The 24906-nt window shown below is 59.6% G+C and carries 18 protein-coding genes and 5 pseudogenes; 15 read left to right on the top strand and 8 right to left on the bottom strand.

Going from position 1 to position 24906, the window contains the following annotated elements:
- Positions 1 to 18 precede the first annotated feature (18 nt).
- A complete protein-coding gene (locus NKH50_RS20985; RefSeq protein WP_352821994.1) occupies positions 19 to 1149 on the top strand; it encodes a glycosyltransferase family 4 protein in 1131 nt (376 codons plus the stop codon).
- On the opposite strand, the gene NKH50_RS20980 is transcribed toward NKH50_RS20985, so the two are convergent.
- Positions 1142 to 2374 carry a glycosyltransferase gene (locus tag NKH50_RS20980; protein ID WP_502906891.1) on the bottom strand — a complete coding sequence of 411 codons (1233 nt, stop codon included), beginning with the start codon at positions 2372 to 2374 and terminating at the stop codon, positions 1142 to 1144. The two genes, NKH50_RS20985 and NKH50_RS20980, sit on opposite strands and share 8 nt — an antisense overlap.
- A 245-nt stretch (positions 2375 to 2619) precedes the next feature.
- Between NKH50_RS20980 and NKH50_RS20975 the strand changes: the two genes are divergently transcribed.
- The 3 genes and pseudogenes from NKH50_RS20975 to NKH50_RS20965 all read left to right on the top strand — a co-directional run bounded on the left by NKH50_RS20975 (position 2620) and on the right by NKH50_RS20965 (position 4813).
- The gene (locus tag NKH50_RS20975; protein WP_352705783.1) at positions 2620 to 3492 is read left to right on the top strand and encodes a glycosyltransferase family 2 protein; all 873 of its coding nucleotides are present in this window, start codon (positions 2620 to 2622) and stop codon (positions 3490 to 3492) included.
- A 13-nt stretch (positions 3493 to 3505) separates the two neighbouring features.
- Positions 3506 to 3904, top strand: a pseudogene (locus NKH50_RS20970) (polysaccharide biosynthesis/export family protein); the annotation flags it as partial.
- A 3-nt stretch (positions 3905 to 3907) separates the two neighbouring features.
- Positions 3908 to 4813: an HlyD family secretion protein gene (locus tag NKH50_RS20965; RefSeq protein ID WP_352705827.1), complete on the top strand. Its 906-nt coding sequence runs from the start codon at positions 3908 to 3910 to the stop codon at positions 4811 to 4813.
- Between the two features lie 459 nt (positions 4814 to 5272).
- Here NKH50_RS20965 and NKH50_RS20960 read toward each other — a convergent pair whose 3' ends face one another.
- On the bottom strand, positions 5273 to 6073 hold the full coding sequence (locus tag NKH50_RS20960; protein WP_352880794.1) for a sugar transferase: 801 nt from the start codon (positions 6071 to 6073) through the stop codon (positions 5273 to 5275).
- Positions 6074 to 6251: 178 nt separating this feature from the next.
- Positions 6252 to 8069: a GumC family protein gene (locus NKH50_RS20955; protein ID WP_352880792.1), complete on the bottom strand. Its 1818-nt coding sequence runs from the start codon at positions 8067 to 8069 to the stop codon at positions 6252 to 6254.
- An 824-nt stretch (positions 8070 to 8893) separates the two neighbouring features.
- Here NKH50_RS20955 and NKH50_RS20950 point away from each other — a divergent pair.
- The 4 genes from NKH50_RS20950 (at position 8894) to NKH50_RS20935 (ending at position 12512) form a co-directional block, all read left to right on the top strand.
- Positions 8894 to 11200 carry an AGE family epimerase/isomerase gene (locus NKH50_RS20950; RefSeq protein ID WP_352880952.1) on the top strand — a complete coding sequence of 769 codons (2307 nt, stop codon included), beginning with the start codon at positions 8894 to 8896 and terminating at the stop codon, positions 11198 to 11200.
- Positions 11201 to 11479: 279 nt separating this feature from the next.
- Positions 11480 to 11734, top strand: a complete 255-nt coding sequence (locus NKH50_RS20945; protein WP_352705790.1) for a DUF982 domain-containing protein — start codon at positions 11480 to 11482, stop codon at positions 11732 to 11734.
- A 213-nt stretch (positions 11735 to 11947) separates the two neighbouring features.
- Positions 11948 to 12157 (top strand): hypothetical protein, encoded by a 210-nt coding sequence (locus tag NKH50_RS20940; protein ID WP_352738777.1) that lies wholly within the window; start codon positions 11948 to 11950, stop codon positions 12155 to 12157.
- 127 nt (positions 12158 to 12284) lie between these two features.
- Positions 12285 to 12512 carry a hypothetical protein gene (locus tag NKH50_RS20935; RefSeq protein WP_352705795.1) on the top strand — a complete coding sequence of 76 codons (228 nt, stop codon included), beginning with the start codon at positions 12285 to 12287 and terminating at the stop codon, positions 12510 to 12512.
- Between the two features lie 210 nt (positions 12513 to 12722).
- Here NKH50_RS20935 and NKH50_RS20930 read toward each other — a convergent pair whose 3' ends face one another.
- Positions 12723 to 13067, bottom strand: a complete 345-nt coding sequence (locus NKH50_RS20930; protein WP_352880790.1) for a hypothetical protein — start codon at positions 13065 to 13067, stop codon at positions 12723 to 12725.
- Positions 13068 to 14111: 1044 nt separating this feature from the next.
- Between NKH50_RS20930 and NKH50_RS20925 the strand changes: the two genes are divergently transcribed.
- The 3 genes from NKH50_RS20925 to NKH50_RS20915 all read left to right on the top strand — a co-directional run bounded on the left by NKH50_RS20925 (position 14112) and on the right by NKH50_RS20915 (position 17183).
- Entirely contained in the window at positions 14112 to 16100 is a 1989-nt protein-coding gene (locus NKH50_RS20925) for a family 16 glycosylhydrolase (RefSeq protein ID WP_352880788.1), read from the top strand.
- A 391-nt stretch (positions 16101 to 16491) separates the two neighbouring features.
- Positions 16492 to 16839, top strand: a complete 348-nt coding sequence (locus NKH50_RS20920) for a hypothetical protein (protein WP_352880786.1) — start codon at positions 16492 to 16494, stop codon at positions 16837 to 16839.
- Entirely contained in the window at positions 16800 to 17183 is a 384-nt protein-coding gene (locus NKH50_RS20915; RefSeq protein ID WP_352738766.1) for a transposase, read from the top strand. Before NKH50_RS20920 ends, NKH50_RS20915 begins: the two co-directional genes overlap by 40 nt.
- A 988-nt stretch (positions 17184 to 18171) precedes the next feature.
- Here NKH50_RS20915 and NKH50_RS20910 read toward each other — a convergent pair.
- On the bottom strand, positions 18172 to 18537 hold the full coding sequence (locus tag NKH50_RS20910) for a TIR domain-containing protein (protein WP_352738763.1): 366 nt from the start codon (positions 18535 to 18537) through the stop codon (positions 18172 to 18174).
- A gap of 225 nt (positions 18538 to 18762) precedes the next feature.
- A protein-coding gene (locus NKH50_RS20905) for an IS5 family transposase (RefSeq protein WP_352880783.1) occupies positions 18763 to 19526 on the bottom strand; the annotation gives its coding sequence in 2 pieces (ribosomal slippage) (positions 18763 to 19187 and positions 19187 to 19526; 765 coding nt in all).
- 119 nt (positions 19527 to 19645) lie between these two features.
- On the opposite strand from NKH50_RS20905, the pseudogene NKH50_RS20900 reads away from it, so the two are divergent.
- Positions 19646 to 20451, top strand: a pseudogene (locus NKH50_RS20900) (type IV secretory system conjugative DNA transfer family protein); the annotation flags it as partial.
- A pseudogene (locus NKH50_RS20895) lies at positions 20451 to 20735 on the top strand (transposase); the annotation flags it as partial. The pseudogenes NKH50_RS20900 and NKH50_RS20895, both read left to right, overlap by 1 nt.
- Before the next feature lie 505 nt (positions 20736 to 21240).
- On the opposite strand, the pseudogene NKH50_RS20890 reads toward NKH50_RS20895, so the two are convergent.
- Positions 21241 to 21643, bottom strand: a pseudogene (locus NKH50_RS20890) (alkanesulfonate monooxygenase); the annotation flags it as partial.
- A gap of 179 nt (positions 21644 to 21822) precedes the next feature.
- Entirely contained in the window at positions 21823 to 22599 is a 777-nt protein-coding gene (locus NKH50_RS20885) for a Crp/Fnr family transcriptional regulator (RefSeq protein WP_352705804.1), read from the bottom strand.
- Positions 22600 to 22988: 389 nt separating this feature from the next.
- On the opposite strand from NKH50_RS20885, the gene NKH50_RS20880 reads away from it, so the two are divergent.
- Entirely contained in the window at positions 22989 to 24356 is a 1368-nt protein-coding gene (locus NKH50_RS20880; protein ID WP_352880781.1) for an exopolysaccharide biosynthesis polyprenyl glycosylphosphotransferase, read from the top strand.
- Between the two features lie 105 nt (positions 24357 to 24461).
- A pseudogene (locus NKH50_RS20875) lies at positions 24462 to 24906 on the top strand (IS5 family transposase); the annotation flags it as partial.

The following is a 24906-nucleotide window of genomic DNA, read 5'->3' as shown; positions in this document are numbered from 1 at the left end:
GGTTAAAAAGGGGAACGCATGGCACGGCGTTGGACGATAAATGGGCGTTTTCTTTCCCAACCGACGACAGGCGTCCAGCGCTATGCGCGCGAGGTCGTCCGTTCGCTCGACGCTTTGATCGCGGAACAGGAGCCTCTCGCCCGCGGTCTCGAAGTCGGACTGCATTGTCCGCCGGGGTCGGGCGACATCCCCCTCGTTTCCATAGAACGCCGCGAGATCGGCAGCAAGAGGGGGCATGTCTGGGAGCAGGTGCAACTCCCGTCATCGCTAAACGGCAGCGGACTGCTCAGCCTCTGCAACACCGGACCGCTGCTTTCCCACAAGCACATCGTCTGCATTCATGACGCAAACGTCTGGAACGCTCCGCAGAGCTATTCCATCGCCTTTAGAGTAGTTTATAGGAATCTGTTGCCATGGCTCGGCAAGACGGCGTGGGGTATTTCGACGGTTTCCGATTACTCGTTGGGCGAACTGGTCCGCCGCGGCGTCATCCCGGCACAAGGGGCTTTCGTAGCGTCGAACGGCCATGAGCATGCCTTGCGGTGGAGGCCTGAACACTCGGTAGCGACACGCCTGGCGGCCTCGCGGGAAACCATCGTTATGATCGGCAGTGCCGCACCCCACAAGAATGTGGAGCTCATCCTGAACATGGCTGACCATCTTGGCGAGGCCGGACTCAGGATCGCGATTGTCGGGATGTCGGATTCTCGTGTTTTTAGATCACCATCAGCCCGGGCCGAAGCCCGAAACATCCACTGGCTCGGGCGCATTTCCGATGGCGAGTTGGCGGCCCTCCTGAGGGACTCGCTGTGTCTAGCTTTCCCCTCCCTTTCAGAGGGCTTCGGCCTCCCGGTCCTCGAGGCGATGGCGGTCGGCTGCCCTGTGGTGGTTTCCGACCGCGCCAGCCTGCCGGAAGTCTGCGGGAGCGCAGCCCTGTTTGCACCTCCCGACGACCCGGAAGCATGGTTCGAAAGCTTCGTGCAGCTTCACGGTTCTCAGGCCTTGCGACTCCAGTTGATAGGCAAGGGCAGGGCGAGAGCCTCGGCATACAGTTGGAGGGCTACCGCCTTACGCTATCTCGAGGTAATGGCTGCTGCTGACGGAATCGATACGGAAACGAAGGTCGTCAGAGCGCGCGAACTTACATGATCTCGTGAAGTGCCTGGACAGCCCCGAGCGATTCCAGGATCGCGCGGTCGAAGTTCTCTTCGGAGAAGCGTCCTGCATTCCTGGTGCAGGCGCTGGGCGTGATGGCATAGCTGTTCTCTTCGAACCATTCGACTGCCTCCTTGAGGTGATCGACAGTTTGAGCCTTGAACAGCACTCCTGTCGGTTCGAGGGATGATCCAAGGCGCTGCACGATGTCTGCCGCCCCGCCGCGGCCGAAGGCAATCAGTGGCGTTCCGCAGGCCTGCGCCTCGGCCAGCGCTATGCCGAAATCCTCGCAGCCCGCAAAGACCATGGCCTTTGCCCGCGCCAAGCTGTCCACATAGTCTTTCCGAGGCAGATAACCCGAGAAGGTGACGTTCGGGCCGGCAAGCGCTCGCAGAGTGGATGATTGCTGCCCTTCGCCAACGATGATTAGCCGCCGCGACGGCATTTCGTTGAAGGCCCGGATGACGAGGTCGGTGCGCTTGTAAGGGGCGAGGAAGGACGCCGAAACGTAGTAGTCGTCCTTGTCCTCCACACAGGGCAGTTCTCCCAGAGAGACAGGCGGGAAAACGACGCGTGCCTGGCGCCCATAAATGTGCTGGATTCGGGAGCGGACGTAGTTCGAATTCGCCAGCATCATATCCGGCCCGTGCGCGGTCCTGGTGTCCCACGTCCTCAGGCGGTGCAGCATGTACCGATAGAGCATTCCCTTGGGACCGAAACCAAGCCGCGCTTGCTGAAGATAAGAAAACTGCTCGTCCCAGGCGTAGCGGACGGGGCTGTGCACATAACAAAGGTGCGGTTGGTCCGGCCTGGTGATCACGCCGCGCGAAAATGCGGCCGACGACGAGATCACCGCGTCGTAACCTGTCACATCGAACTGTTCGATCAGGAAGGGACAAAAGAAGAAGAGAGACCTATAGAATTTGTGCACCATTGGTATGCGGTTGGCTGCGGACGTATGGAATTCTACGTCGCGGAAATATTTCTCCTTTACATCGGCTGGCAAGAAATCGAAAAGCGTGAAGACTTCGGCATTAGGAAACTGCTTGCAAATTTGCGCCAGAACCCGTTCACCTCCCCGGAAATTCGGGCACCAGTCATGAACGACCGCGATCTTCGCGTACCTGTCGACGTCGGGCCCCGGCGCGGCGGGCAACTCCTCGATCGGCACGTTGACCTTGGCCGCGATGGCCAAATCGGAAGAGCGTTCGTGGAGCATGGTTCGCCTAGCCTCAGCAGGCCAGCAGTTTCCATTCCGTGTTATGGCTCCGGCAAGTTGTCCGATCGGTTACAGGTTGATCCGGGTGCATGCCTGCCTAGTACATATGGCTGTGGGGCATTCACCGGCTGTACTCCGAAAGCCTGTGTCCCGAGGTAGGCCAAGCTCCTGCCGTCTCCTTTTATGCAGGCTGTCTCGGTCCTCTCGTCGGCTTACGGTCCGCGGGAACCGAAACGGGATCCAGCATGAGACTCGCCGTAATCATCCCGACTCTTGGCCGCAGCGGACAGGTCGCGCGCCTGCTCAGATATTTGGGTGGCCAGACGAGACTTCCCGACGAGGTCATAGTGTCGGCGCCCGACGCCGCGCATGTCGAGCTGCCGGAAAGCTGTCCTTTCCTTTTGTCGCTCGTTTTCGGGCCGATAGGATCGTCTGCCCAGCGGAACACGGCTCTTGTACCCTCCCTGGAGCGCTTCGATATCATCACATTCTTCGACGACGATTTCGTTCCGTCCGCCGAATACCTGGAGCAGGTCGAGAAGGCTTTCGTTGAAAATAGCGGCTGGGCGGTGGTGACGGGCGCGGTCGTCAGGGACGGGGCCAACAACGCGGGGCTCACCTGGGAAGACGCCGAAGCCGCCCTGCGGGAGGCCGAGGGTAAAAAACAAGACGGACCATCGGTGGTCGACCATCTCGGCGCATACGGATGTAACATGTCCTTCCGTTCCTCGTTTGTGGACGACTTGCGCTTCGACGAACGGCTCGTCCTCTATGGTTGGCAGGAAGACATCGACTTCACCAGCCAGATGAGGTCCCGGGGCCGAGTGGTCTGCGTGACTTCAATCACGGGCGTGCATCTCGGCATCAAGACAGGGCGTGTCAGCGGAGAGCGGTTCGGATACTCCCAGGTTGCGAATGCGATCTACCTGATCAAGAAGGGCACTGTTCCGGCCTCTTTCGCGCTTCCCCTGATGTTCAGGAACATAGCGGCCAACCTCGCAAAGAGCCTGTGGCCCGAGCCGTTTGTCGATCGGAGGGGCAGGCTCAGGGGCAACATGCTTGCGATCCTGCACGTGGCTACAGGACGGATCGAACCCGAATACATCCTGAAAATCTGATGTGAGGAAGACAATGCGAAAATGGCTGGTCAGGGTGGTGGCGGCTTCACACGTGGCCGCGGCCTGCCCCTTGCCGACGGTGGCTGCCGAGTATCTCCTGGGACCGCAGGATAAGGTCAGGCTCAAAATTTACGAGTGGCGCGCATCACGCGATGTGATCTTCGAATGGACGGCTCTCAACGACGATTTCGTTGTCGGCGCCGACGGCACGCTCTTCCTTCCATTTGCGGGCCAGATACGCGCGCAAGGCACCGCCCCCGGCGACCTCGCCCGCGCGATCAGCGACCGCCTGACGCAGCATATGGGCCTCGGCCGCCAGCCGGATGTCGCCGTCGAAATCGTCCAGTACAGACCGTTCTACATAGTCGGCCACGTCGCGCAGCCCGGCGAGTTTCCCTATAGGCCCGGACTGACGGTGCTGCAGGCGGTGGGGATCGCGGGCGGCCTGCGGACACGCGAGGAAGACGTCTTGAGACTCGAGCGTGAAGTGATCGCGGGCCAAGGTGACGTGGGATTGCTGGCGCTGACCAACGTCAGCTTGCTTGCCCGCAAGGCGCGACTGGAATCCGAACTGGCTGGCAGCAACGACATCTCTTTCCCTGCAGAACTGAAGAACAGGGCTTCGAATGGAACGGTCGGATTGACGATGGAGCAGGAGCGCAAGATCTTCGCTGTTCGCAAGGACGCGCTGACGACGCAACTCCGTGCACTTCACGAACTCAGGGAGTTCCTGGAAAACGAACTGGTCTCGCTCGAGAAGCAGCTGACCTTCCACGACAAACGGGTCGAACTCGTCCAGAAGGAGCTTGCGGGCGTTTCGACCCTTGTCGAGAAAGGGCTTGCGGTTGCTCCGCGGGAATTCTCTCTGGCGGGAATGGTCGCCCAGATGCAAAGCGACAGGTTGGCTGCCGAGACCTCGCTCTTGCGGGTCAGGCAGGAGATAAGCAAGACTGACATCGAGATCCTCGACCTCAGCAATCGCCATACCAGCGAGGTCGCCGAGACGTTGAGGGAGACGCAGCTACAGCTCAATGAAGTCGGCAGTAAAGTCGACACCGCAGTACAGTTGCTGCACGAAACCGAGGTCACGGCCCCTGCTCTGCTCGCCCTCAGGGAACGCTCCGAAAGGGCCAAGCCGATCTTCAAGATCGTGAGGACGTCCGACAGCGGCACGGAAGAACTCACGGTTGAGGAAACGACGCCGGTCGAGCCCGGCGATACCGTGAAGATCGAGATCCCACTGCCGCAGTCAGGCTTGGCTGCGCTGCCTGCAGGCGGCAGCTCTCAGGCGGAGCCGATAGCGGTTCTGGGCGCCAACTGATCAAGTTGTATGGTCCAGCGCGGCCTTCGCCTCGTTCGCTCGTTGATCGGTCACCCACAGAATTGACGCGTTGGCGTGAACCGGGGCAGTTGCCATGTACTTTGAGGCACCCTATCAGGGAGCCGCCAAACGTGACAGAAATCACACCCTGACTGAACCTTCCCTGCCGCAAAGAGCCAATTGGTCCCGCGGGATACCAGTGGAGATATCGTGCTCATAAGTGTAGTGGCCGTATCGGCGGTCGGCGTTATGTTGGGAGTGCGGTTCAAGGCTCCCGCCCTTATCGCGGCCACCGGCCTGCTACTGATCGGGAGTTTTGTCTGGAATTCCCTAGGGCTGCCGGGCTACGTGACCGTCGCCAAATTCCTGATCCTGGCATTCGCATTGGCCTGCGCTTATATCGTAGGTCTGTTCCTTTCCGTGCACCGGAGGCGGGACGAACGGTGATCCTTGCGGACTTCAGCAAGCTCTGTCGATGCGAATGACCGCGAACACGGTCCTGAACAGGATCACGACGTCGACCCAGACCGACCAGTTCCGCACGTACTGGCTGTCCAGCGCCACGCGGTTGGCGTAGTCCATGCTGCTTCTTCCGCTCACCTGCCACAGGCCAGTGAGTCCCGGCCGCGTCCGAAGGTATTCCCCCAGGTGGTCGCCGTACCGTTTGAGTTCGTCATTCACGATGGGCCTTGGACCCACACAGCTCATGTCGCCGCGGATGATGTTGAAGAGCTGGGGGAGTTCGTCCAGGCTTGACTTGCGAAGCATCCACCCAAGGAATGTGACGCGAGGATCGTCCCGGATCTTGTGGGTTTCCTCCCATTCCAAGACGACTCCCGGATTGGCTTTGAGATATGCTTTTAGAACTTCTTCCGAATTGGCAACCATCGAGCGGAACTTGTAACAATTGAACGGTTTCCCGCCGAAGCCAACTCGGCTGTGCGAAAACACTGCTGGGCCTCCCGCCGTCACCCTGATCAGCAGGGCGACGACGATCATCACTGGCGCGGCGATCACAAGTGCCATGACCGCTACGACCAGATCCATGATCCGCTTCAGGAGACCTCCCAAGGGAGGCTCCGTCGCTCGTGTACTGGTGGCGGGCGACAGGTCTGTCAACACTGTCCCGGCACTGTCCTGGTCGGGCGCGGGAATAACGGGCAGTGCTATCGTTCTGCTGTCGGTCGCCGACAGTCGAGGTGACTGAACCCAGATCGGGGTTCCCTGATGCGACGGCTTCTCGACGGCATTCGTTGTCATGGGAGGGTCGCTGTTTCGAATTGTTCTCCACACTTTTCCAAGGTCGGAGCTCGTCGGCAAGAAAGGCAAAGGAGGTAGCGTGGCGGTCCTGAACTATCCCCCTAATCCCACGCTAATCCCAAGGAATGATCCCCCACACGCTTTTGCGACTTTCGAAGGAGAATACCTCGCCATCCGTTCATGCTTTGCGGTGCTTGGCGCGCGCCTTCGTCAGAAGCACGCCAAGGACGGGCGTCCTGCTGGCCTGCAGCGTTCTGACTAGTCCCCGCAACGTTTCGACGTGTACCTTACCCCACTCGGCGAGGATGACCACGCCGTCCAGGACGGATCCGACCATCAGCATGTCGGCTCCCGAGGCAAGTGTCGGCAAGTCGAAGATGACAATGTCGTAGGGGGTAATGTCGCAGGCGGCAAGGTCCGAGAGAAACGCCTCCATATTACGTGGTGCCAGCAGGTTCTTGGCCTGGACGACCGAACTTGGAAGCAGGTCGAACGACCGCCCCGGAGCGCAGACGATGTTGAGCCGGACAGGATCTTGGAACGGTTTGTCCAGGGCGCCCGATGGGCCGAGTAGCCGCTTGGTCATAGCCGGCCGCCAGACGTCGGCGTCGATCACCAATGACTTCAGGCCGGACATCGCGTAAAGGGTGGCAAGATTGCTGGCAACGGAACTCTTCGAACTGTCATTGGATACAGCGGTTAACCCAAGGAATTTGATCGGGTGGTTGGTTTCCGCAAGGCTGATTTCGGTCCTCGCTTTCCTGAGGCTCTGGCTGTATCGGGAGTGCGGATATCTTGCCACTTCGTCGACGTGGCCTGATGCCCTCCTCCTGCTGATGGCCGGTAGTTCTCCGACGCATTCCACACCTAGATTCTCCCGGATGTGTCGGGGCGACCTTACGGTCCAGTCGAGCGTATGCCTTGCTAACGAAACGCCGATACCGAGAATGAACCCGGAAACCGCCGCGAAAGCCAGCATCAGCTTCGGCCTTGGAGCGCTCGGCTGGAGCGGCGCCGTCGCAGCTGTAATCACCCTTGCGTCTGCAACCGGGTACGACTGCTGGCTCACCGAGTTGGTGTATGCCTGCAGGAAGCTTTCATACATCTTCTGGTAGGTTTCGGCAGTTACCTCAAGCTCCTCAAGCGTCGGGACGGCGTTTGCCCCGTCCTCCGCTTCGCCTTCTTCGCCGACGCTGTAATCGTGCCGTGAACGGAACTCCTGCGCTTTCGCCATGGCCCTGTTCATCTGGGTGCGCAATTGGCGAAGGCGCTTCTCCAGCCATGCGCCGCCTTCCCTTGCTGCCTCGGCCTTGGTTTCGATCTGCTCACGCACGAAAGCATCGGCAGTGGCGTTCGCAATCCTGGCTGCGCCTTCGGGATCAAGTGAGGTGAAGGATATGTTGATGGCGTAGGAAACGCCAACTCTGCGGATGTCGAGGCCTTGGCGGAAAATCAACATGGTGCGCCGGGACTTCTGGTAATCGGTCAGCATCACAGGCGTGTCAGGCACGTCCAAGCCAGAAAACTCCCAAAGCGAGGTGAGCCAAGCGCTTTTCTGGAGCTCGAAAGCTTCAACCAGGATCGCTTTTATTTTCCTGATTCTCTCCACCAAAATCGGAACCTGTGGACGGTTGAACTTGGGATCGTCAACGAGTTTCAACCGATCGAGGACCATGACCGCAATCTTTTCCGACTGCATGACTGCGATCTGGCTTTCCACTTGGGCAGTGTCCAATGACAGATTGACTTCGCCCCCCTCCTGCAGGTGTTGCGGCAGTTTCGGCTCGATCAGGATTTGCGTGCTGGCAGTGAAAGCTGGGTCGGTGGTCAAATTGTGAAACCAGGCCACCAAGACAGCTGCGGCCACACAGGCAATGATCGTTCCGAAATAGCGCCTCAGAAATCCGGCTATATCGGCGAGGCTGATAAACTCCTGACTAGCGGAAGGCTGCAAGTCAGTTGTCGAGGCCCATTGGTGGGGGGATATGCGATCCAATCACGTTCTCCAGCACGCGTGCGGAAAAATCCTGCGCGCACGCCGTCTCGACGCAAGCGGTCCATGGCATTCGGCCGATGTTTTCATGAAAGCGAAGGCCCGGCGTTCCCAGAGTGCCGCAAAAGGCTACCCCTGCGCCAGGAAAGGTAAACGCCGCCAATGGGCGTATGGGCCTACGCCCTATGGGAGGAGAGAATGCGCGGCAGGCCTCGTTCTCGATCTGTCGACAAATGATATTGCGGTTCCAACGAGACTCGCCGTCCGCGGTTGATCGCTACATTCCGCGTGAGGTATCGATCTTCGCGCACATACGTTCGGGGTCTCGCCGTTTTCGATCGCCTCCAGTGCGAACGGCGCACAGTCCGTCATCCTTCTTCGCACGGGGGGCGGAGTTCCGCGGATGCCGTTGGATTTCCTTGAATGCCTTCGAGAAGGCGAGCCAAGCGTCAGAAACACCTTTCGCCGACATTCTCGCGGACAAGGAACCCGCGGGCCGCGGCATCTTGCAACGCATCCTTGTCGTCGGCGCCCGAGCAGAGTGCAGCTTCAGGAATACACTACCACGCCTGGACGCGTCATCATTTCGGCCATCGGCATGGATGCTCCCATTGGATGAGGGGGCGCGAACCAGCGTGTTAGGACTACTCGAATTCATGAGGGGGCCTGCGCCCGGCAGCGTGCTAGGGCTGTTCCGCGCCAGGGCGGAGCAAGATGGTGCTGGTCTCCGGCGCGACGTCGCGAGATGTTCGGGGCTCTCGATGCCGAGCGGCGCCGCAATCCAGAGGTCGGAGCCTACAACCAGACATTCTGAGAGGGACTGGACCATGCCGGAGCGGATCGTAAGTTTTGTCATGAGCGGGGGCGTCGGCTCACGGCTGTGGCCGCTCTCGCGCGAAGACAATCCCAAGCAATTCCACGACCTTTCGGGCGACGGCTCCATGCTTGCGAAGACTGTCCGGCGCCTCAAGGCGCGGAAGGACGGCGAGACGCCGATCTACCTGATAGCTTCCGAGCGGCATGCCGACCGTGTTATCTCGGACATCGGTCCGCTTGGCCTAAATGGCGGCAGACCGATTTTCGAACCCGTCGGCCGCAATACCGCCGCGGCGGTGGCCATAGCCACTTTGCACACGATCTCCGGATATGGCGGTGACGCGCTTGTGCTCGTGGTCCCCTCCGACCATCAGATATCGACCGAAACGCAATTCTGGGAAACCGTCGAGGCGGGCATACCCGCCGCCGATTCAGGAAGCATTGTCATTTTCGGCATCAGGCCGACGCATCCCGAAACCGGGTACGGCTACATCGAGGTTACGGCAAATAGTGACGGCGGGGCCGCCGTTTCCGTTTTGCACTTTGTCGAAAAGCCCAATGCCGAGACGGCCCGCAAATATGTGTCTTCGGGAAGATTCTACTGGAACGCCGGCATCTTCCTGTTTCGTGCCGACACGATGCGGAAGGCATTTCTCGACTTCCGGCCGGACATCTGGGACACCGCGGAACGGGCCTATAAAACTGCACGGACCGACGTCTCGGGCATCTACCTGCCCCAGGGCTTCTATTCGGCTGTCCCATCGACGTCGATCGACTACGCAGTCATGGAGCATGCACGCGGTATTGCGATGGTCACGGCTTCCTTCCGCTGGAACGACCTTGGATCGTGGCAATCGCTGCTGGAAGCCAGCCCGACGGACCGCGACGGCAATGTCGTAATCGGCGACGTTGTCGCCCTGGATTGCGGCAACTCCTATCTCCGGAGCCAGGGCAGACTGCTGACAGTCATCGGAATGAAAAATGTGGCGGTGGTGACAACACCGGACGCGGTTTTCGTCGCTCCTGTCAGCCACAGCCAGAATGTCAAGAAAGTCGTCGAACAACTCGAGAAGAGCGGACGACTCGAGACGAAGTTCACGGCGTCGGAAGACCGGGTCATCATCAGCGGGTCATGGCGCAAGCGCGTCGAGCACTGGCTCTTCAACGAAACCCTGCCGCTGTGGTCCACTGCAGGTGTCGACGATGTGTATGGCGGCTTCCACGAGGCTCTCGGTTTCGATGCAAGGCCGCTGGGGAAACGCAAGCGCATGCGCACGATGGCTCGCCAGATTTACGCGTTCGCGGTGGCCAAAGAACGCGGCTGGGTCGGTCCGGCCGACAAGCTCATCGACCACGGCATCGACTTCATCGCGAGACACGGCCGCACCGATCGCGGTGGCTGGGTGCGCACCCTTAATTCCGACGGTAGCGTGGCTGACCCGGCGGAGGACGCCTACGATCATTCCTGCGTTCTCCTGGCGCTTGCCCATGCTCATCGATGCGGCCATCAGGACGCCCTACGGCTGGCACAAGAGACGTTCCATTTCATCGACACCCATCTCGAGGACGATAACCTCAACGGCTTTCTCGAACCCTCCGGCCGGGACGGGGTGCGGTTCTCGAACCCGCATATGCACATGCTGGAATCCTTCCTTGCTTGGCATGGGGTCACCGGCGACCGTGCATATCTCCGTCGGGCGGCACGCATCGTCGATCTCTTTCGGTGCCATTTCTTCGACCAGGAGAGCTGGACGCTTGGGGAACATTTCGATGTCGAGTGGCTACCGTTGCCGGGAGACGAGGGACAGTGGACCGAACCAGGGCACCATTTCGAATGGGCCTCGCTCCTCGTCGATTTCGCGCGGGCGAGCGGGCAGAGAGACTTGGCAGCGTACGCAAGGAAGCTCTATTCGTCGGCGATCGCCAGCGGATTGAACCGGGCCACGGGGCTGGCTTATGCAGCCGTGTCGCGGCAGGGAATGCCCTTCGACCGGCTCTCCCGCAGCTGGCCGCAATGCGAAGCCATCAAGGCGTCCATCGCCCTGGACGGAATTGGCGGGCCCGATCTGAAACCAGAGATCGAAGCTCGTGTCGCCCGCCTCTTCAAATGGCATATCGATCCCGCACCGCTTGGCTTGTGGGTCGACAGGATTGACGAGCGCGGAAGGTCACTGGCGACTGAGGTCCCCGCGAGCATTTTCTACCATCTCGTGACGGCCTTGATGCAGTATCTGGACAAGACCGGAGGACAAGTCGAACCATTCCCGCTACCAGCTTTGGATATGAGCAAGGCCGTTCCGAAGCAGGTTTACGGCTGACCCAACTGTCCGCCATGTGCGAAAACTAGATACCGCGCATGGCGGCGCGACTGGGGTCAGGGAAAACCGCGCCCGACTTCGGCCCAAGGACTGTTAGCCGTCGATTCGGCATGCCGCGGCAAGCGTATACCGGCTTCGTACCGACCGCTCGGACAACCGTCGATGAACGTTTGGAAACAGCCCGTCACGGACTCAGACATGCCTAACAAACGGTTAACCGTCCTCATCGCTGAGCCGGTTGGTAGAGACGAAACCCGCTAGCCGCCCTGAGGTCCCTTCATGGCCCCCCACTGGTTCAACCCTCCGGTCCCCGTCAAGACCGAGCGTCCCGGGATCATCCGCAACGTCAACAATGCCGAGGCAGCCGGCGAGGAGCTGATGAAGTGGACCATCCGTGGCCCTTGGTGGGACCTCGCGGTGCGCGTTTGCATCGCAGTGATTTTCGACGAGATGGAACCTGAGGAGGCCCGCAAGGCATTCCTGGCTGCTGCAAAAGAGGAGGGGACGTTACTCCCCCCAAGGACAACTAGCTAAATTGGATTGCGGTATGAGGTTCTATGTGTCTCTGACCAACACCGCCTTCGCGAAAGGAGCCCGCCGCGGTGAGGGAGAGGCGACGGACCCCCCACAGCGGCTGCACATCCACGAAGAATCGACCGCTGCGAGCTCTAAACCCGCGAGGGCCTACATCGTTCCCTCATCCGCGCCTACGCGAGTTGCGGCTGACTGGGAAGGGACGCCCCGAACATGACAAAGAGAAACAAAGAAGATTATCAGTCCGTCTCCAAAGCAGTTCGGAAACTGATCCGTTCTGAAGACAATCGTCGTCACATGCACAAGCTGTTAAGGCTAGAAGTCGAACCAGAACTGCCGCCGACCCTAGCGTCATTACTCGCGGCTATTGATCGGGCCAAACAGGGGCCGACCGAAGAAGGTAGCGGGCTGGCTAAGCGTTAAACAGAGGCTCGCTCCGTGCTGGTTTCTCTGATCCCCTCTTAGAAAATTCCTACAAACATTCCCCTTGATTTTTCCCGACAGAGGATCATCAATGTTCCCTTGGGTATCGCTGAGGTGGAGGCCTTGGATGAACGTTCGGACGAACTGCCGACCCAACAAAGTGACTGCCAATGAGCTTGTTGAAGAGCTGATTTTAGAAGACCGGCGCGGCCAAATCATTTCCGTCAAAGAGACTATCGCAGCGGTGCGTCGAGACGGGCCACATCTGGCGGAAACTGACTGCGATCTGGTGGGGCTTATTGTCGATTTTGCCCCAGCCTTTGGCCTGTTCGTCGCGTTCGACCTTCGCGAATAGCGGCATGGCGCTCTCCATTGGTTCAACCCTCCGGTGTACGTCGGGACGACCGACCCAGGTTGTGGGACGAAAGGCGGATCGAGGAGCGCTCTATAGGGTCGAGAGGGGCATGGGAGGTCCTCGCGCGAGCCAATATATCCGATCACCGGCTCAGAAACTCTAGCCAAACATTCCTGACAGTTGCGGCCCAGCACCGTACCAATGTACGATTCATACATGGCATTGATGTCGGTCAGGGAGGGAGTAGAGTCCCCTTCGGCGTGTCCCTGGGGAGGGTTGGCCCATCCGCGCAGCATCCGGTTCAGCCGCTTCCGGCCGGTAAGTCTCCTGCCTGAGTGCAAGCGCCAGTTCACCGAGCCACCGTTCGACCCCATAGGCTTCGATGTCCGCAAAGTCCCGACCATCTGCGCCCGGCGCGCCCTTGTTGGAGCGGCACTGGGCATAGGCGTACGCCAGAATATCCTCGCGGCTGATCTTGTTGTACAGGGCATAGAAACGATAACCGGCTTCTGCCTTCGCTTTCGCATGTAACGCCGTCTGAAAGTTCCTGAACACTTTTCGGAGTTGATAGGTTGCCCAATCGCCAGGTCCCTCTCCGCTTATTGCGTTCGTCTTGAACTGAGGTGCCTTCCCTCCACCGGCGTTACCCGGCTTCAGCGGTACTACGAACCTCTCCGCCACCCCAGGGCGCCCGGCCTGTCCCTCGCGGGCATCCGGTTGGTCATCCCTGACCACGTCCTGGGGCTTCCCGTGTTGCGTGCACTTTCCTTGTGTACATGCTGCCGCCACTACCCCGGTGCAGCAGATGGGCTCAAACGTCGCTCAAATTCACCCATCCGTATCAGCCTTCCCCGAAAGGGCTGTCGGGTCGGCCTGCACATCGACCTTTTCGAGGCTTGCTCAGCGTTCACTCACGTTGCGGCCTGCACACTCGCGCGGTCACCAATTCGTGACCCGCTAATCGACGGCTTCAGCCATTTCGTCACCTCCATGACTGCTCCGATTGCTTCCGGCTGGAGCGGTTGCCGGGTGGGGCTTGCACCCACTGGAAAGTGCCGCCTTGTCACGGCGCACACCCCTAATGGTCATTCCGGAGGCGAGATTGCAGGTCCGAATCGGATTGAGAAAACGGACGTTCGGCCATCCATCTGCGCCGACCGTCGCGCCACCCCGCTGGCGAGACGCCCGTGAGCCTCTTGAAACTCCGACTGAAGGCCGCCTCCGCCGGCCTACAAGCCTACGGTGAAGGCCGCCTTGTCGCCTTGGGACGAACATTGCAAGTCCGGGGAATAATCCTGGGAGGAGTCCTATGACGATTCCGCGCGTGGAAGTGATCACCTTGGTGCAGCGCCGGCGGCGCTGGTCGCGGGCGGTGAAGGAGCGGCTGGTTGCGGCGCGTTCGAGCCAGGCGTCACGGTATCGGAGGATACGCAGTATCGTGTGCCGGCTACGTCAACCGATTTGCGACATCTCCCAAATTTCTCATGAAATGTTGGGGATAACCGTACTGGCCGCATTGCGACGGAATGGGTGTCCACTACACGATTAGGCCTTGGTGGGGTTAACCGCAAGAATGTTGAGAGAACGAGGTGCCCATCAATGGCTGCGACGGATCTTCCTGGCGATTGGACCGGACAGTACAAGGGATCGAAACTGAACCTCTCGGGGTTCAAGCTCTCCTTTTCTGACGAGTTCAACACGCTTGATGTCGTGCCGAACAACGGCACCGGCAAGTGGTTCGCGCCGGTACACTCCCCCTACGGGGCCGCCACGTTCATGTCGCCGGTGGGGGCAACGAATCCGTTCTCTGTCTCTGACGGGAAGCTGACCATTACCATGAAGCAGGCGGGCGGCGTCTGGCAGTCGGGAACGATGCAAACGGTTAACAGCGCCGGCCAGGGTTTCGCGCAAGTGAACGGGTATTTCGAGATGCGCGCCGCCTTTCACGGCGGGGCGGGAGCCTGGCCGGCCTTCTGGATGCTGCCGCAGGATACCTCCGTACCGCGTCCTGAGGTCGATATCGTTGAAGCGTATGGCGGCGATCCTGATGGTCATCACCGGGCGGTGCACTTGCGCACTTCGGAAAGTTACGCTCGGGGCGACTATACGCGCCTGGCCGATTCGATGTTCGACGGGGCGTTTCACACCTATGGCGCGAGGATCACGACGGACTGGATCACCGTCTACTATGACGGCCAAGAGTTGAGCCGCTTTCCAATGAGCGAGTTCTTCCGCACGCCACTTTATATGGTGGTCTCGCTGGCCATGAATCCCAAAGAGGTCGAGCAGGCGTCCGGCACGTACAAGATGGTGGTCGACTACGTCCGCGCCTATGCCGCGCCGAACGTGATGGAGCAGCACCTGACCGGGACGGGTGCGGCGGATATCCTGAAGGGCGGCAATTTTGATGACGTTCTGAACGGCAGAGGTGGTGCTGACAGAATGTCCGGCGGTCTGGGCAACGATACCTACCGCGTCGATAACGCATTCGACGTAGTCATTGAGGCTGAGGGCGCCGGAATCGATCTGGTCTCCAGCCTGATATCGTATTCGCTGTCCGGCCGGCAAATAGAGCAGCTCACGCTCACCGGCGTTGCCGACATCGACGCGATGGGTAACGAACTCGACAACACGCTGGTCGGCAACGCCGGCAGGAACCTGCTATCCGGCGGGGTCGGAATCGACAAGATGGAGGGCGGCGCAGGCAACGATACCTACTATGTTGACAATGCGCTCGACCGCGTGGTCGAGGGCGACGCGGCGGGCAACGACCGGGTATTCAGCTCGATCACCTATTCACTGCCCAGCCATGTCGAAAATATGACTCTCACGGGCGTCGCCAACATCAACGCCCAAGGCAATTCTTCCGACAACGAGCTGACCGGGAACAATGGGAACAACCGGTTATCTAGCTATGATGGCGCGGACCGGCTCGATGGCGGGACCGGGGCCGACCTGTTGAATGGCGGTGCCGGCAACGATACCTATTATGTGGACAATGTACTGGACAACGTCATCGACGAAGCGGGCCTCGACCAGATTTTCAGCTTGGTCACGTACTCACTGGCGGTCGATCGCCGGCTGGTAGAAAATCTGCATCTGACCGGAAACGCCAACGTCGGAGCCACGGGAAATTCCCTCGACAACGTGCTCGACGGCAACGACAGCGACAACAACCTGGACGGCGGCCGAGGCAATGATTCCGTGCTTGGGCGGGGTGGCAACGATGCACTAACGGGCGGTCTGGGCATTGACCAGCTTACTGGTGGCGGCGGCAACGATTCCTTCGTTTTCAGCGCGCCGCTCTCAGTGGCAAACCGCGACATCATCACTGATTTCAACCATACGGCCGATACATTCAGGCTCCAGAATGCGGTAATGCAGGAGCTGGGAGCCACCGGAGCCCTCGAGCCAAGGTATTTCTTCGCTGGAACTAGCGCGCACGACGCCGACGACCACATCGTCTATGACAAGGCTACGGGTGCGTTGTTTTACGATTCCAACGGAAACGTCGCAGGCGGCGTGACACAGCTCGCGACGCTGACGAACAGGCCGACGCTGCTGGCCGACGATTTTTTCGTGATCTGATCCGGCGCCTACAGCGGTGCGCGTGAAAACGAGATCTCACGGTACACGACAGTCAGGGTGAGAACGGGATGATGTGTTTGGATTGAAGATTCCTCAGCAAAAGGATCTTCGCCCATGCCACTGATTCATTCCGCTCTCATCGAGACGTTAGGTTGGCACTTTGCATTGAGCAAGAGCCGGCTTGTGACGCTTGCAGTGCTGATCGCCGGGCTTGCCCAGTCGCGCAGCGTCAACCTTTCGCATCTGGCCGTGCATCTGTGCGGCCCGGTGTGCCATGCCTCGAAATATCGGCGGCTACAGCGGTTCTTCCAGTTCGTCCGGCTCGACCAAGCCGTGGCGGCGCGGCTCGTAGTGTACATGCTCAACCTGGAGCGACGAAAGTATCTGGCGCTTGATCGCAACCAACTGGAAGCTCGGATCGCGCGACATCAACATCCTGATGCTGGCGATCGTCACAAGGCGCTTCCGGGTGCCGCTGCTGTTTGCCTTACTACCGCATCAGGGCAACTCCGACACGGGTCACCGCATCGCACTGATGCGCCGTTATCTTAGCCTGTTTCCTGCTGCCTCCATCCGCTGCCTGCTCGCCGATCGTGAGTTCATCGGCGCCGAATGGATGGATTTCCCCAACGAAAACAATATCCCCTTTGCCATCCGGGTGAAGGTCGACATGACCGTCACCCTCGAGGACGGTCGCTCATGGTCGCTCGCCACGCTCTTGCGGCGCAGGCGGGCCTGATGCGCAACCCTCGTCGGGTACATCAACGGCACAGTAGGCGCCACGCGCGAGCCTCTTCGTCTTGCCGCCAAACGCCTTGGCAACGGCGAATGGCTGATCGTGGCCACCAATCGCCCGATCCGAAGCAGGCCCTCAACGACTACCGAAAGCGGTGGGGTATCGAATGCCTGTTCGGTGATACCAAGACACGAGGCCTCAATCTCGAGGACACCCACATCACCAATCCCGAGAAGTTCGCAAGCCTCATCGTCGTCGTCGTCGTCATGCTCGCCATCACATGGGCCTATCGATGCGCCACCCAGACCCATGGGCATAAAGGCCATACCGCGCAAAAGCCACGGTAGACGGGAGAAGTCGTGGTTCCGTATCGGTCTCGACGCGCTGAGGAACTGGATACTCAACAGCCCCAAAGCAGCTGCCCATGCATGGCTCGCAAAAGCACCCCGACGATCGATTACGGTCTCAAAACACGCCTGAGTCGTGTACCGTGAACGAGATCACCGCGCACCGCTGTAGCTTCTTGTTTGCGCATCGCTTTGTTCGAAAAACCGGTGACCACTTTTTCGAGCGCTGCTCTAGTTCTACTGCGTCATAAACTGTGTTGGATGTCTTTGGCAGCAGGGATATCGTGTGATGTTATTCCTACAACGTCGCTCCGACTGATCCAGTGCCCGTTCGTGACAGCTAGCGAGAACAGCGCCCATAAGCTCCGGCAAGGCCGCTGGTGGCTTTTCCCGTGGTGGGCGAAGGAGATGCCGAACGCCTGATTTCAGGCGTTCGCGATCGACTTCCAGCGCGCCAGCCGCTCTGCGATCAACTCCGCGCGCTGGCGATCGTCGTTTCCGTCCAGGATGGCCAATCCGCCGGATCGGCGCCCAGGTAGACACCGGATGTCCGCGCGTTCACGCCCTCGGGGCCGTCCGAACGGGTCGTAAAATACCCGGCGGCGCGATCGACGCACTCCAGCAGGATCTCTCCCCTACCGCACAATTGCGGTGCGCTAGGGTCGCGGGGCCGTTCTCGGTTCCAGTAGTAGAATACGCCGGCAGGCTCCTTCCTCTCCTTCAGGGCTTCGCTCCAGTATCTGGCGGACAGAGTGCCGTCCTCCAGCCATGAGCGGCCACGCAGCTCCAGCGTACTGTCGAGGGCTCGCGAGATGCGCAGGAGGCCTACGGCGGAAGGCTCCCGCGGGCCCGCGCGCCGAGAGGGAGAATTGCCACCACAGGCTCTCAATGCGTGCGACGCGGCCCTCGCTCTCGATCGCCTTTCGAAGCTTCTGGTTGATGGTCCTCATCTCGGCAGCCTTTGTCGCTTCGCCGTATCGTACGCACGTCAATCCGAGGAGATCGGTCGGAAGCTTCGAACCCCTCGCATGCAGTATGAAGGTTCGGCGCGAGCCGAGGACGCTGCTGAAAGACCGGCTTCGAAGACGACATGGTCGCGCGGAGAAGCCTGGCCGGAACCAGCGGAAGGGGAAGCGTGCAGGCTGGCCGTCGTCCAGTCGTCGCGGGCGAACACGAACGCCGCGAAGTCCACTTCACGCGTAAGCTCGAGGAGACGGGTCAGCGTGGTCGTGCCTGGATTGAAGGATGTCGTCCAGGGATCGACATGCGCGACGTCTTCGAGGCCGCGCGTAAGCGCCTGCACCAGCTTCATCTGCGCTCCCGACGAGCCAAGGAAAATGCGGGGCTTGTTCATCTATTCCCTCACTACAGCAGGTCGTACCACCGCCGTCCCCGCTGCCACCGTGTCTTAACCACGCTGAATGCGCAAGACACGCACGGAAACGATCCCCGCCCGCGGCCGAATCTGTAGGGTACTTGTGGAGAGCAGCCACCGAGAGAACTGCACTTGCGTGCGCGTTCCGCGTTAGGCTGTCGCGACCTGAAATGACCTGCCGAGGTGGAAGGAGCCCCGCTAGGGTCAGGACTCATTGATCCAGAGGATGAAGGCTGCAGCGAAGGCGATCGCCGACAGGAAGGTGTGAGCACATCGGTCGTATCTGGTGTGGATGCGTCGCCAGTCTTTGAGGCGTGCGAACATGTTCTCGATCCTGTGGCGTTGTCGGTATAGGACAGGATCGTAGCTGTGCTGAACACGATGCTTGGCATGGGGTGGGATGCATGGCGTGATACCGCGCTCGACGAGCGCCTGGCGGAAGGCCGCTGAACTGTAGGCCCGATCGGCGAGCAGGGATTTGGCGGCGGGCAAATCCTCGATCACTGCCGCAGCAGTCTTGTGATCATTGGCCTGCCCTTCGCTCAGATGCAGCAGCCGCGGACGTCCCTTGCCGTCACAGACCACTTGCAGCTTGGTGGTCAGTCCGCCTCGGCTGCGTCCGATACATCGGGATAGAGCCCCTTTTTAAGGAGGCGGGCGGCAGTGCGAGGCGCTTTGAGATGGGTGGCATCGATCATCAGATTGTCCGTTTCGCCGCCCTGCGCGGCCAGTTCCGCCAGGATGCGGTTGAACACACCCAGCCGACTCCAGCGGATGAAGCGGTTGTAGATAGTCTTGTGCGGACCGTAGTCGGAAGGGACATCTCGCCAGCGAAGACCATTGCGGATCACGAACAGGATGCCGCTCAGCACCCGGCGGTCATCTACACGCGGCACACCATGCGACAAAGGAAAATAGGGCTCGATCCGGCGCATCTGCTCCGGCGTCAACATCAGCAAATCACTCAAGGCGGCACCTCCTGCCACCTTGAATCACCCAACAGAGATCAACTCAACAAATTAATGGGTCCTGACCCTAGTTGGCGACGGCTCGCAAGGGCTAGTCCCGATTTGAACCGCTGAGGACCTTTGCCACCTATGCGCCACCGATCTTCGTCGAGGGCGCATTCATCGCCGCCTCTGGCGGCTTCATCTCCATCGCCGTGGCGATCGGCATCTCGGTCTGGCGGGCGCGCGAGGCGAAGAACGTCGAGACATACGGATCGGCGCGCTGGGCGAAACCGAATGAGGTCAAGTCCGCCGGTCTGCTCGGGCTGACGGCGTGGTACTCGGCATGTTCGATCGCGATTATCTCCGTCACGACGGGCCGGAACATGTTCTGTGCTTCGCGCCGACGAGAAGCGGCAAAGGCGTCGGCCTCGTCGTGCCATCGCTTCTCACCAGGTCGGGCTCGGCCATCGTGCACGATATCAAGGGTGAGAACTGGCAGCTCGCTGCAGGCTTTCGCGCCAGGCACGCCAGGCACGGGCGGGTGCTGCTGTTCGATCCCACGAACAGGAAGTCCTCCGCCTACAACCCGCTTCTCGAAGTGCGCCGCGGCGAGTGGGAGGTGCGTGACGTCCAGAATGTCGCCGACGTGCTGGTCGATCCCGAAGGCTCGCTCGAAAAGCGCAATCACCGGGAGAAGACCAGCCACTCACTGCTCGTCGGGGCGATCCTGCACGTACTCTACTCCGAGCCCGACAAGACGCTGGCCGGCGTCGCGGGATTCCTGTCAGACCCAAAGCGGCCGATCGAGACCACTCTGGCAGCGATGATGACGACGCCGCATCTCGGAGAGATCGGCCCGCATCCCGTCGTCGCCTCAACGGCGCGCGAGCTCTTGAACAAATCCGACAACGAGCGGTCTGGCATTCTCTCCACCGCGATGTCGCTCACGCCGTGCTGCTGCTGGACCGAGCCGGATGGCACACCACCGGCAATCTCGTCTGGCCAAAAAACATCACGCCGATCCTGCTGCCATCGCGCTCTCCGGAGCTCAATCTGGTCGAGCAGGTCTGGCAATATCTGCGCGCCAACTTCCTCTCCAACCGCGTCTTCGACACATATGGCGACATCATCGACGCTGCCTGCGACGCATGGAAAAGGCTTGCCGCAAAGCCCGACGCAATCACCTCAATCGGAATGCGGAAGTGGGCACATTCAGGTCATTTATGAGGGCCGTTGGTATAAGTTAGCGTAGCGCCCTGCCCTCCCCTAGGCCTGCAAAGCCCTCACCCTAGATTCGGCGGCGGCATCTTGAAAAGACATGCACACGGCGGGATTACGCCTGTACGAACATTGGCCCTGCACCGGAAAGCAGACACGCGCAATGCGATTGCGAGCAGACGGGTTCGCGAATGTCGCGATCAACCGTGAGGCTGGTGCACATTCATCTCGACCTATCTTGATCACGCAGGATTACCCCTGCGTACCCGTCTGGCGGCCCCACTTGGAACTACATGCCGGAAAACGGTAGCCATCCATAAAGAAGGGGAACGCTTTCGTCGTAAAGCTGAGCAAGAGGACCATCAAACGTGCTGCCTGATAGTTATCGGCTCTTGGCCGGCGCAGGTTCAAATCAGGGACGCGCAACCACCGATACCGACATTCACTGATCGTAGTGATCTGAAAAAACTGAGCCGCATCTTGTTACCGGTAGTCTTAAGGCCCGCTCCCCTCATCACGACGCTTGGAAGCAGACGACGCACGCCCAAGACTGGCTCGCGCGCAGCGCCGACGGCCGATGGTCGCCAGCCACGTCTCGCCGAACGGCCCCATGTTCACGGCCGTTGGCCGCGTCGAAACCTCGTGATCGAGCGGCAAAAGCGGCAGCACCAGTTCGCCGAAGCGATAGGCTTCCTCCAGATGCGGATAGTCGGGCAGGATGAAGGTATCGATCCCAATGCGCGGTATTCGTCGATCCGCTCCGCCATTGTCGCCGCGTCGCCGACCAGGGCGGTGCCGGCGCCACCGCGCTAGGCCGACGGCCGGCCCTCAGGGTTCGGGCTGATTTCGAGTTTGTCGCGACGGCCCCCGTGCAGCCGGCCCATGCGCGACTGGCCGACGGAATCCATGCGCGAAAACCTTCTGCGCCTTTGAAAGGCTCCGATGACTCAGAAACCCTGCGCTCTCAATTAACCCAATTCTGTCTCATTGGCGCTGACGCCGGTGAGAAGGCGCATATGTCCGGTGCGGCGACTTACGACGCCGACGAGAAGGACTTTACCGAGGGATGCGAGGACGACCGGCACCACTTCCGGTTTCATTGTCTCCCCGGAGCATGCCACGGAGATGCTCGAGCACGTGGGATATGCATCATTGAACGATCAAAGGCGATCTCGCCAAGAGCAACAGACTCTAACGCGGCGCGATTGAGGATCGTCAGCGAGCCGTGGTCGTATCGGGTCATATACCGCCGTTCCCATTCTCTCAGGCAACGATTCACTTTCGCTCGAGAAGCCGGGACCATTGCCGCGAGGTCGGTCTGCGAAATGTGGATACTCAGAGCTCTATCCACGGTAGTCGTGCTGTGCGGCCTCTCTGTCAATCGCAAGAGCGTGCTCGCCAATCGAGTGGATAGGGCACTGGCCGCACTTTGGATCACTCGCTCCTGCGCGTCGTGGGTTGCTTCGCACAAGTACGGGATCACCTTTAATGCGAGATCGGGGTGTTTGTCGAAGACCCTAACCATGAAAGCTACTTCGATTTGCAGCAAGTCGCTGTCCGCAACTGACTCAGCATTCATGTTACTTCTTCGCGTGATGAACAACCTAGTCAGGTCGAAAGTGTCACCGGGACCAAGATCTGCAAAGATGAATTCACGTCCATCCGAGATGGGAGCACTAAGCCGAATTTTTCCTTGAATTATGTAGTAAATATAAATTGGCACGTCGCCAAGGCGAGTTAAGACTTTATTCTTCGGAACCCTTCGTAGAATGGCCACTTTCGCCAGTTCACTAAGAATACTTGGGTCAAATTGCTGAAATAAGCGTATTTTATCGAGCTGTTTGACCCGGACCTCAGCGCCGCAATCTGCCATGGCTCCTGCCCCCCTGATAGGGTAAAGCGCCCCGGTCCCCAAAAGCGTTGCCTTGACTACCTCTTAGAACGAGCCCGATTTCGGGCCGTTCTCGCGCAAGAGCGCTCAGACAGAAGTGTTACCATATTAGGATAGCATAAAATAGGCACTCCTATGTGCCCGGGGTAACAGCGACCCTGTCTCTGAGAGAGTTTAAATCAAATGTGATCGACTGAAAGCCGTTGGGATAACCCCCTTCTATGGGACGGCGTGTGCCATGCCCCAAGAAGGAGAAGGGATACAACAGGATTCGGGGGCTTGTCTCCATGCGGCATGCACCAACCCAGGCGTCGCGTGCGTTCTTGAAGCGGAGCGTAGAACCGCTACGGCTTCCTGTGGGAGCAGTTTGCGTGTTTCTTGCAACTGCTGATTTCCTCCTTGGAGAGACGATACTTCTTGCGTCAAATGACGTCTATCATAGGTACGTCGGCGTGAGCCCGCCAGATATTTGGGAGACGATTTATCTAAGTGTTACCGCCGGCCTATTGCTTGTCGCATTCATGGGGGCCAGAGGCGCCTACACGATCAGTGGCATCCTGGACGATCACCGCGTGATCAAAACACTCTTCACCGGGTGGTTATTCGTTTTCTTTTCAATTCTCTGGCTCGCCTTTCTCACGAAGACGACGTCGACGTTCTCCCGCGGTTCCTTGACGCTGGCGTTTGCGGTCGGATTCCCAACCCTGCTGCCTGGCCACGTGGTTCTAGCGCGTGTGCTGAAACGGCTTCTGGCCGCCGAGAAGCTCGTCCTGCGCACAGTTTATCTGTTTTACGCTGGCGGTCCTGGAATGGAAAAGGGGATAATCGGCAAGCTCGGGCAACAGGGCATCGCGGTTTGCGGTGTTTCGAACATCGAGAACCATGATGGCACGATCGCAGCACGACCGGTGCAAGCCGCCGTCGCAGCTGCGCAGGCTGCGTTCCGTAGTGACCCGTATGGGGCAGTTTATCTCTTTTGCTCTTGGGATCAGCGGAAGTTGATCGCAGGCATCCTGGACGAAATGTCCCGCCTCCCGCTGCCGATCTATCTTTTCGCCGATGCCTACATAGACAAGATTCTGGCCGGATGCTCGCTGCACACCGGCTGGCAGCGAGCCTTCGAAGTCCAGCGCGCGCCTTTGAGGCCTGCCGAACGCCTGCTGAAGCGGTTATTCGACATTGCCTTTGCATCACTGCTACTGCTCTTCCTGTTTCCGTTGATGGCCGTAGTCGCGTGTGCCATCGCGCTCGAGAGCGGTCGCCCAGTGCTGTTTCGGCAGACGCGGCGGGGTTTTTGTGGTAAGCCATTCAATATTTACAAGTTCCGATCAATGACCGTGCAGGAGAACGGTGCGGAAATTCGCCAGGCTCAGCGTAATGATGCGCGGGTTACCCGACTTGGCCGAATATTGCGCCAGTCAAATATCGACGAGCTGCCGCAGTTATTTAATGTGCTTCGGGGGGAAATGTCCCTCGTGGGGCCGCGACCCCACGCCGTCGCTCATGACGATACCTATAGTGCGATTATTGCGAGCTATGCTTATCGCCATCGTGTAAAACCCGGTTTGACAGGCTGGGCTCAGATCAATGGCTTTCGAGGGGAAACGAAGGAGCTGTGGAGGATGGAAAAACGCGTAGAGCATGACCTCTGGTACATACAGTCCTGGAGCGTGCAGCTCGATCTCAAGATAATTTGGACAACCGCTGTACTGGTGCTTTCGGATCGTAATGTCTATTGATGTATAGCAGCTTCTCAGAGACCGTTTTGAAAATCGGCTGACTATGGGTTCCGTCTGGGGCTGGGTTATGATTCAAGCTTTGGATGCGGACAGAGCCGTGGCCGGATGGCCCAGATCCGCCAAGAAGACCTTGCGCTACCCGTCTGATTTGACGGATGAGGAGTGGGAGCAGTTCGCGCCGCTGATGCCCAAGCCTGGGCGGCGTGGCCGTCCGCGCGAGGTTGATTTTCGCGAGGTGATCAATGCGGTGCGCTACCTGGTCCGTTCGGGTTGCGGCTGGCGGATGCTGCCGATCCACTTTGGACCCTGGCAGACGGTCTATGGCTGGTTTCGAGAGCTGGCGCGGCGGTTTCTGTTCCAGACCGTCCACGATGTGGCGCTGATCCTGGATCGTGAGCGGGCCGGACGCGAGGCGAGCCCGTCGGCGGTGATCGACAGCCAGTCTGTCAAGGCTCCGCAAGCTGGAACAAGGGTTACGACGCCGGCAAGAAGATTGTCGGCCGCAAGCGACACGTTGCCGTCGATACGGATGGGCGGCTCTTGATGGTCA

Origin of the sequence: Mesorhizobium sp. M1027, assembly GCF_040318745.1 — a bacterium.
Classification (GTDB): Bacteria; Pseudomonadota; Alphaproteobacteria; order Rhizobiales; family Rhizobiaceae; genus Mesorhizobium.
This window is presented reverse-complemented; position numbering and strand designations above follow the sequence as displayed.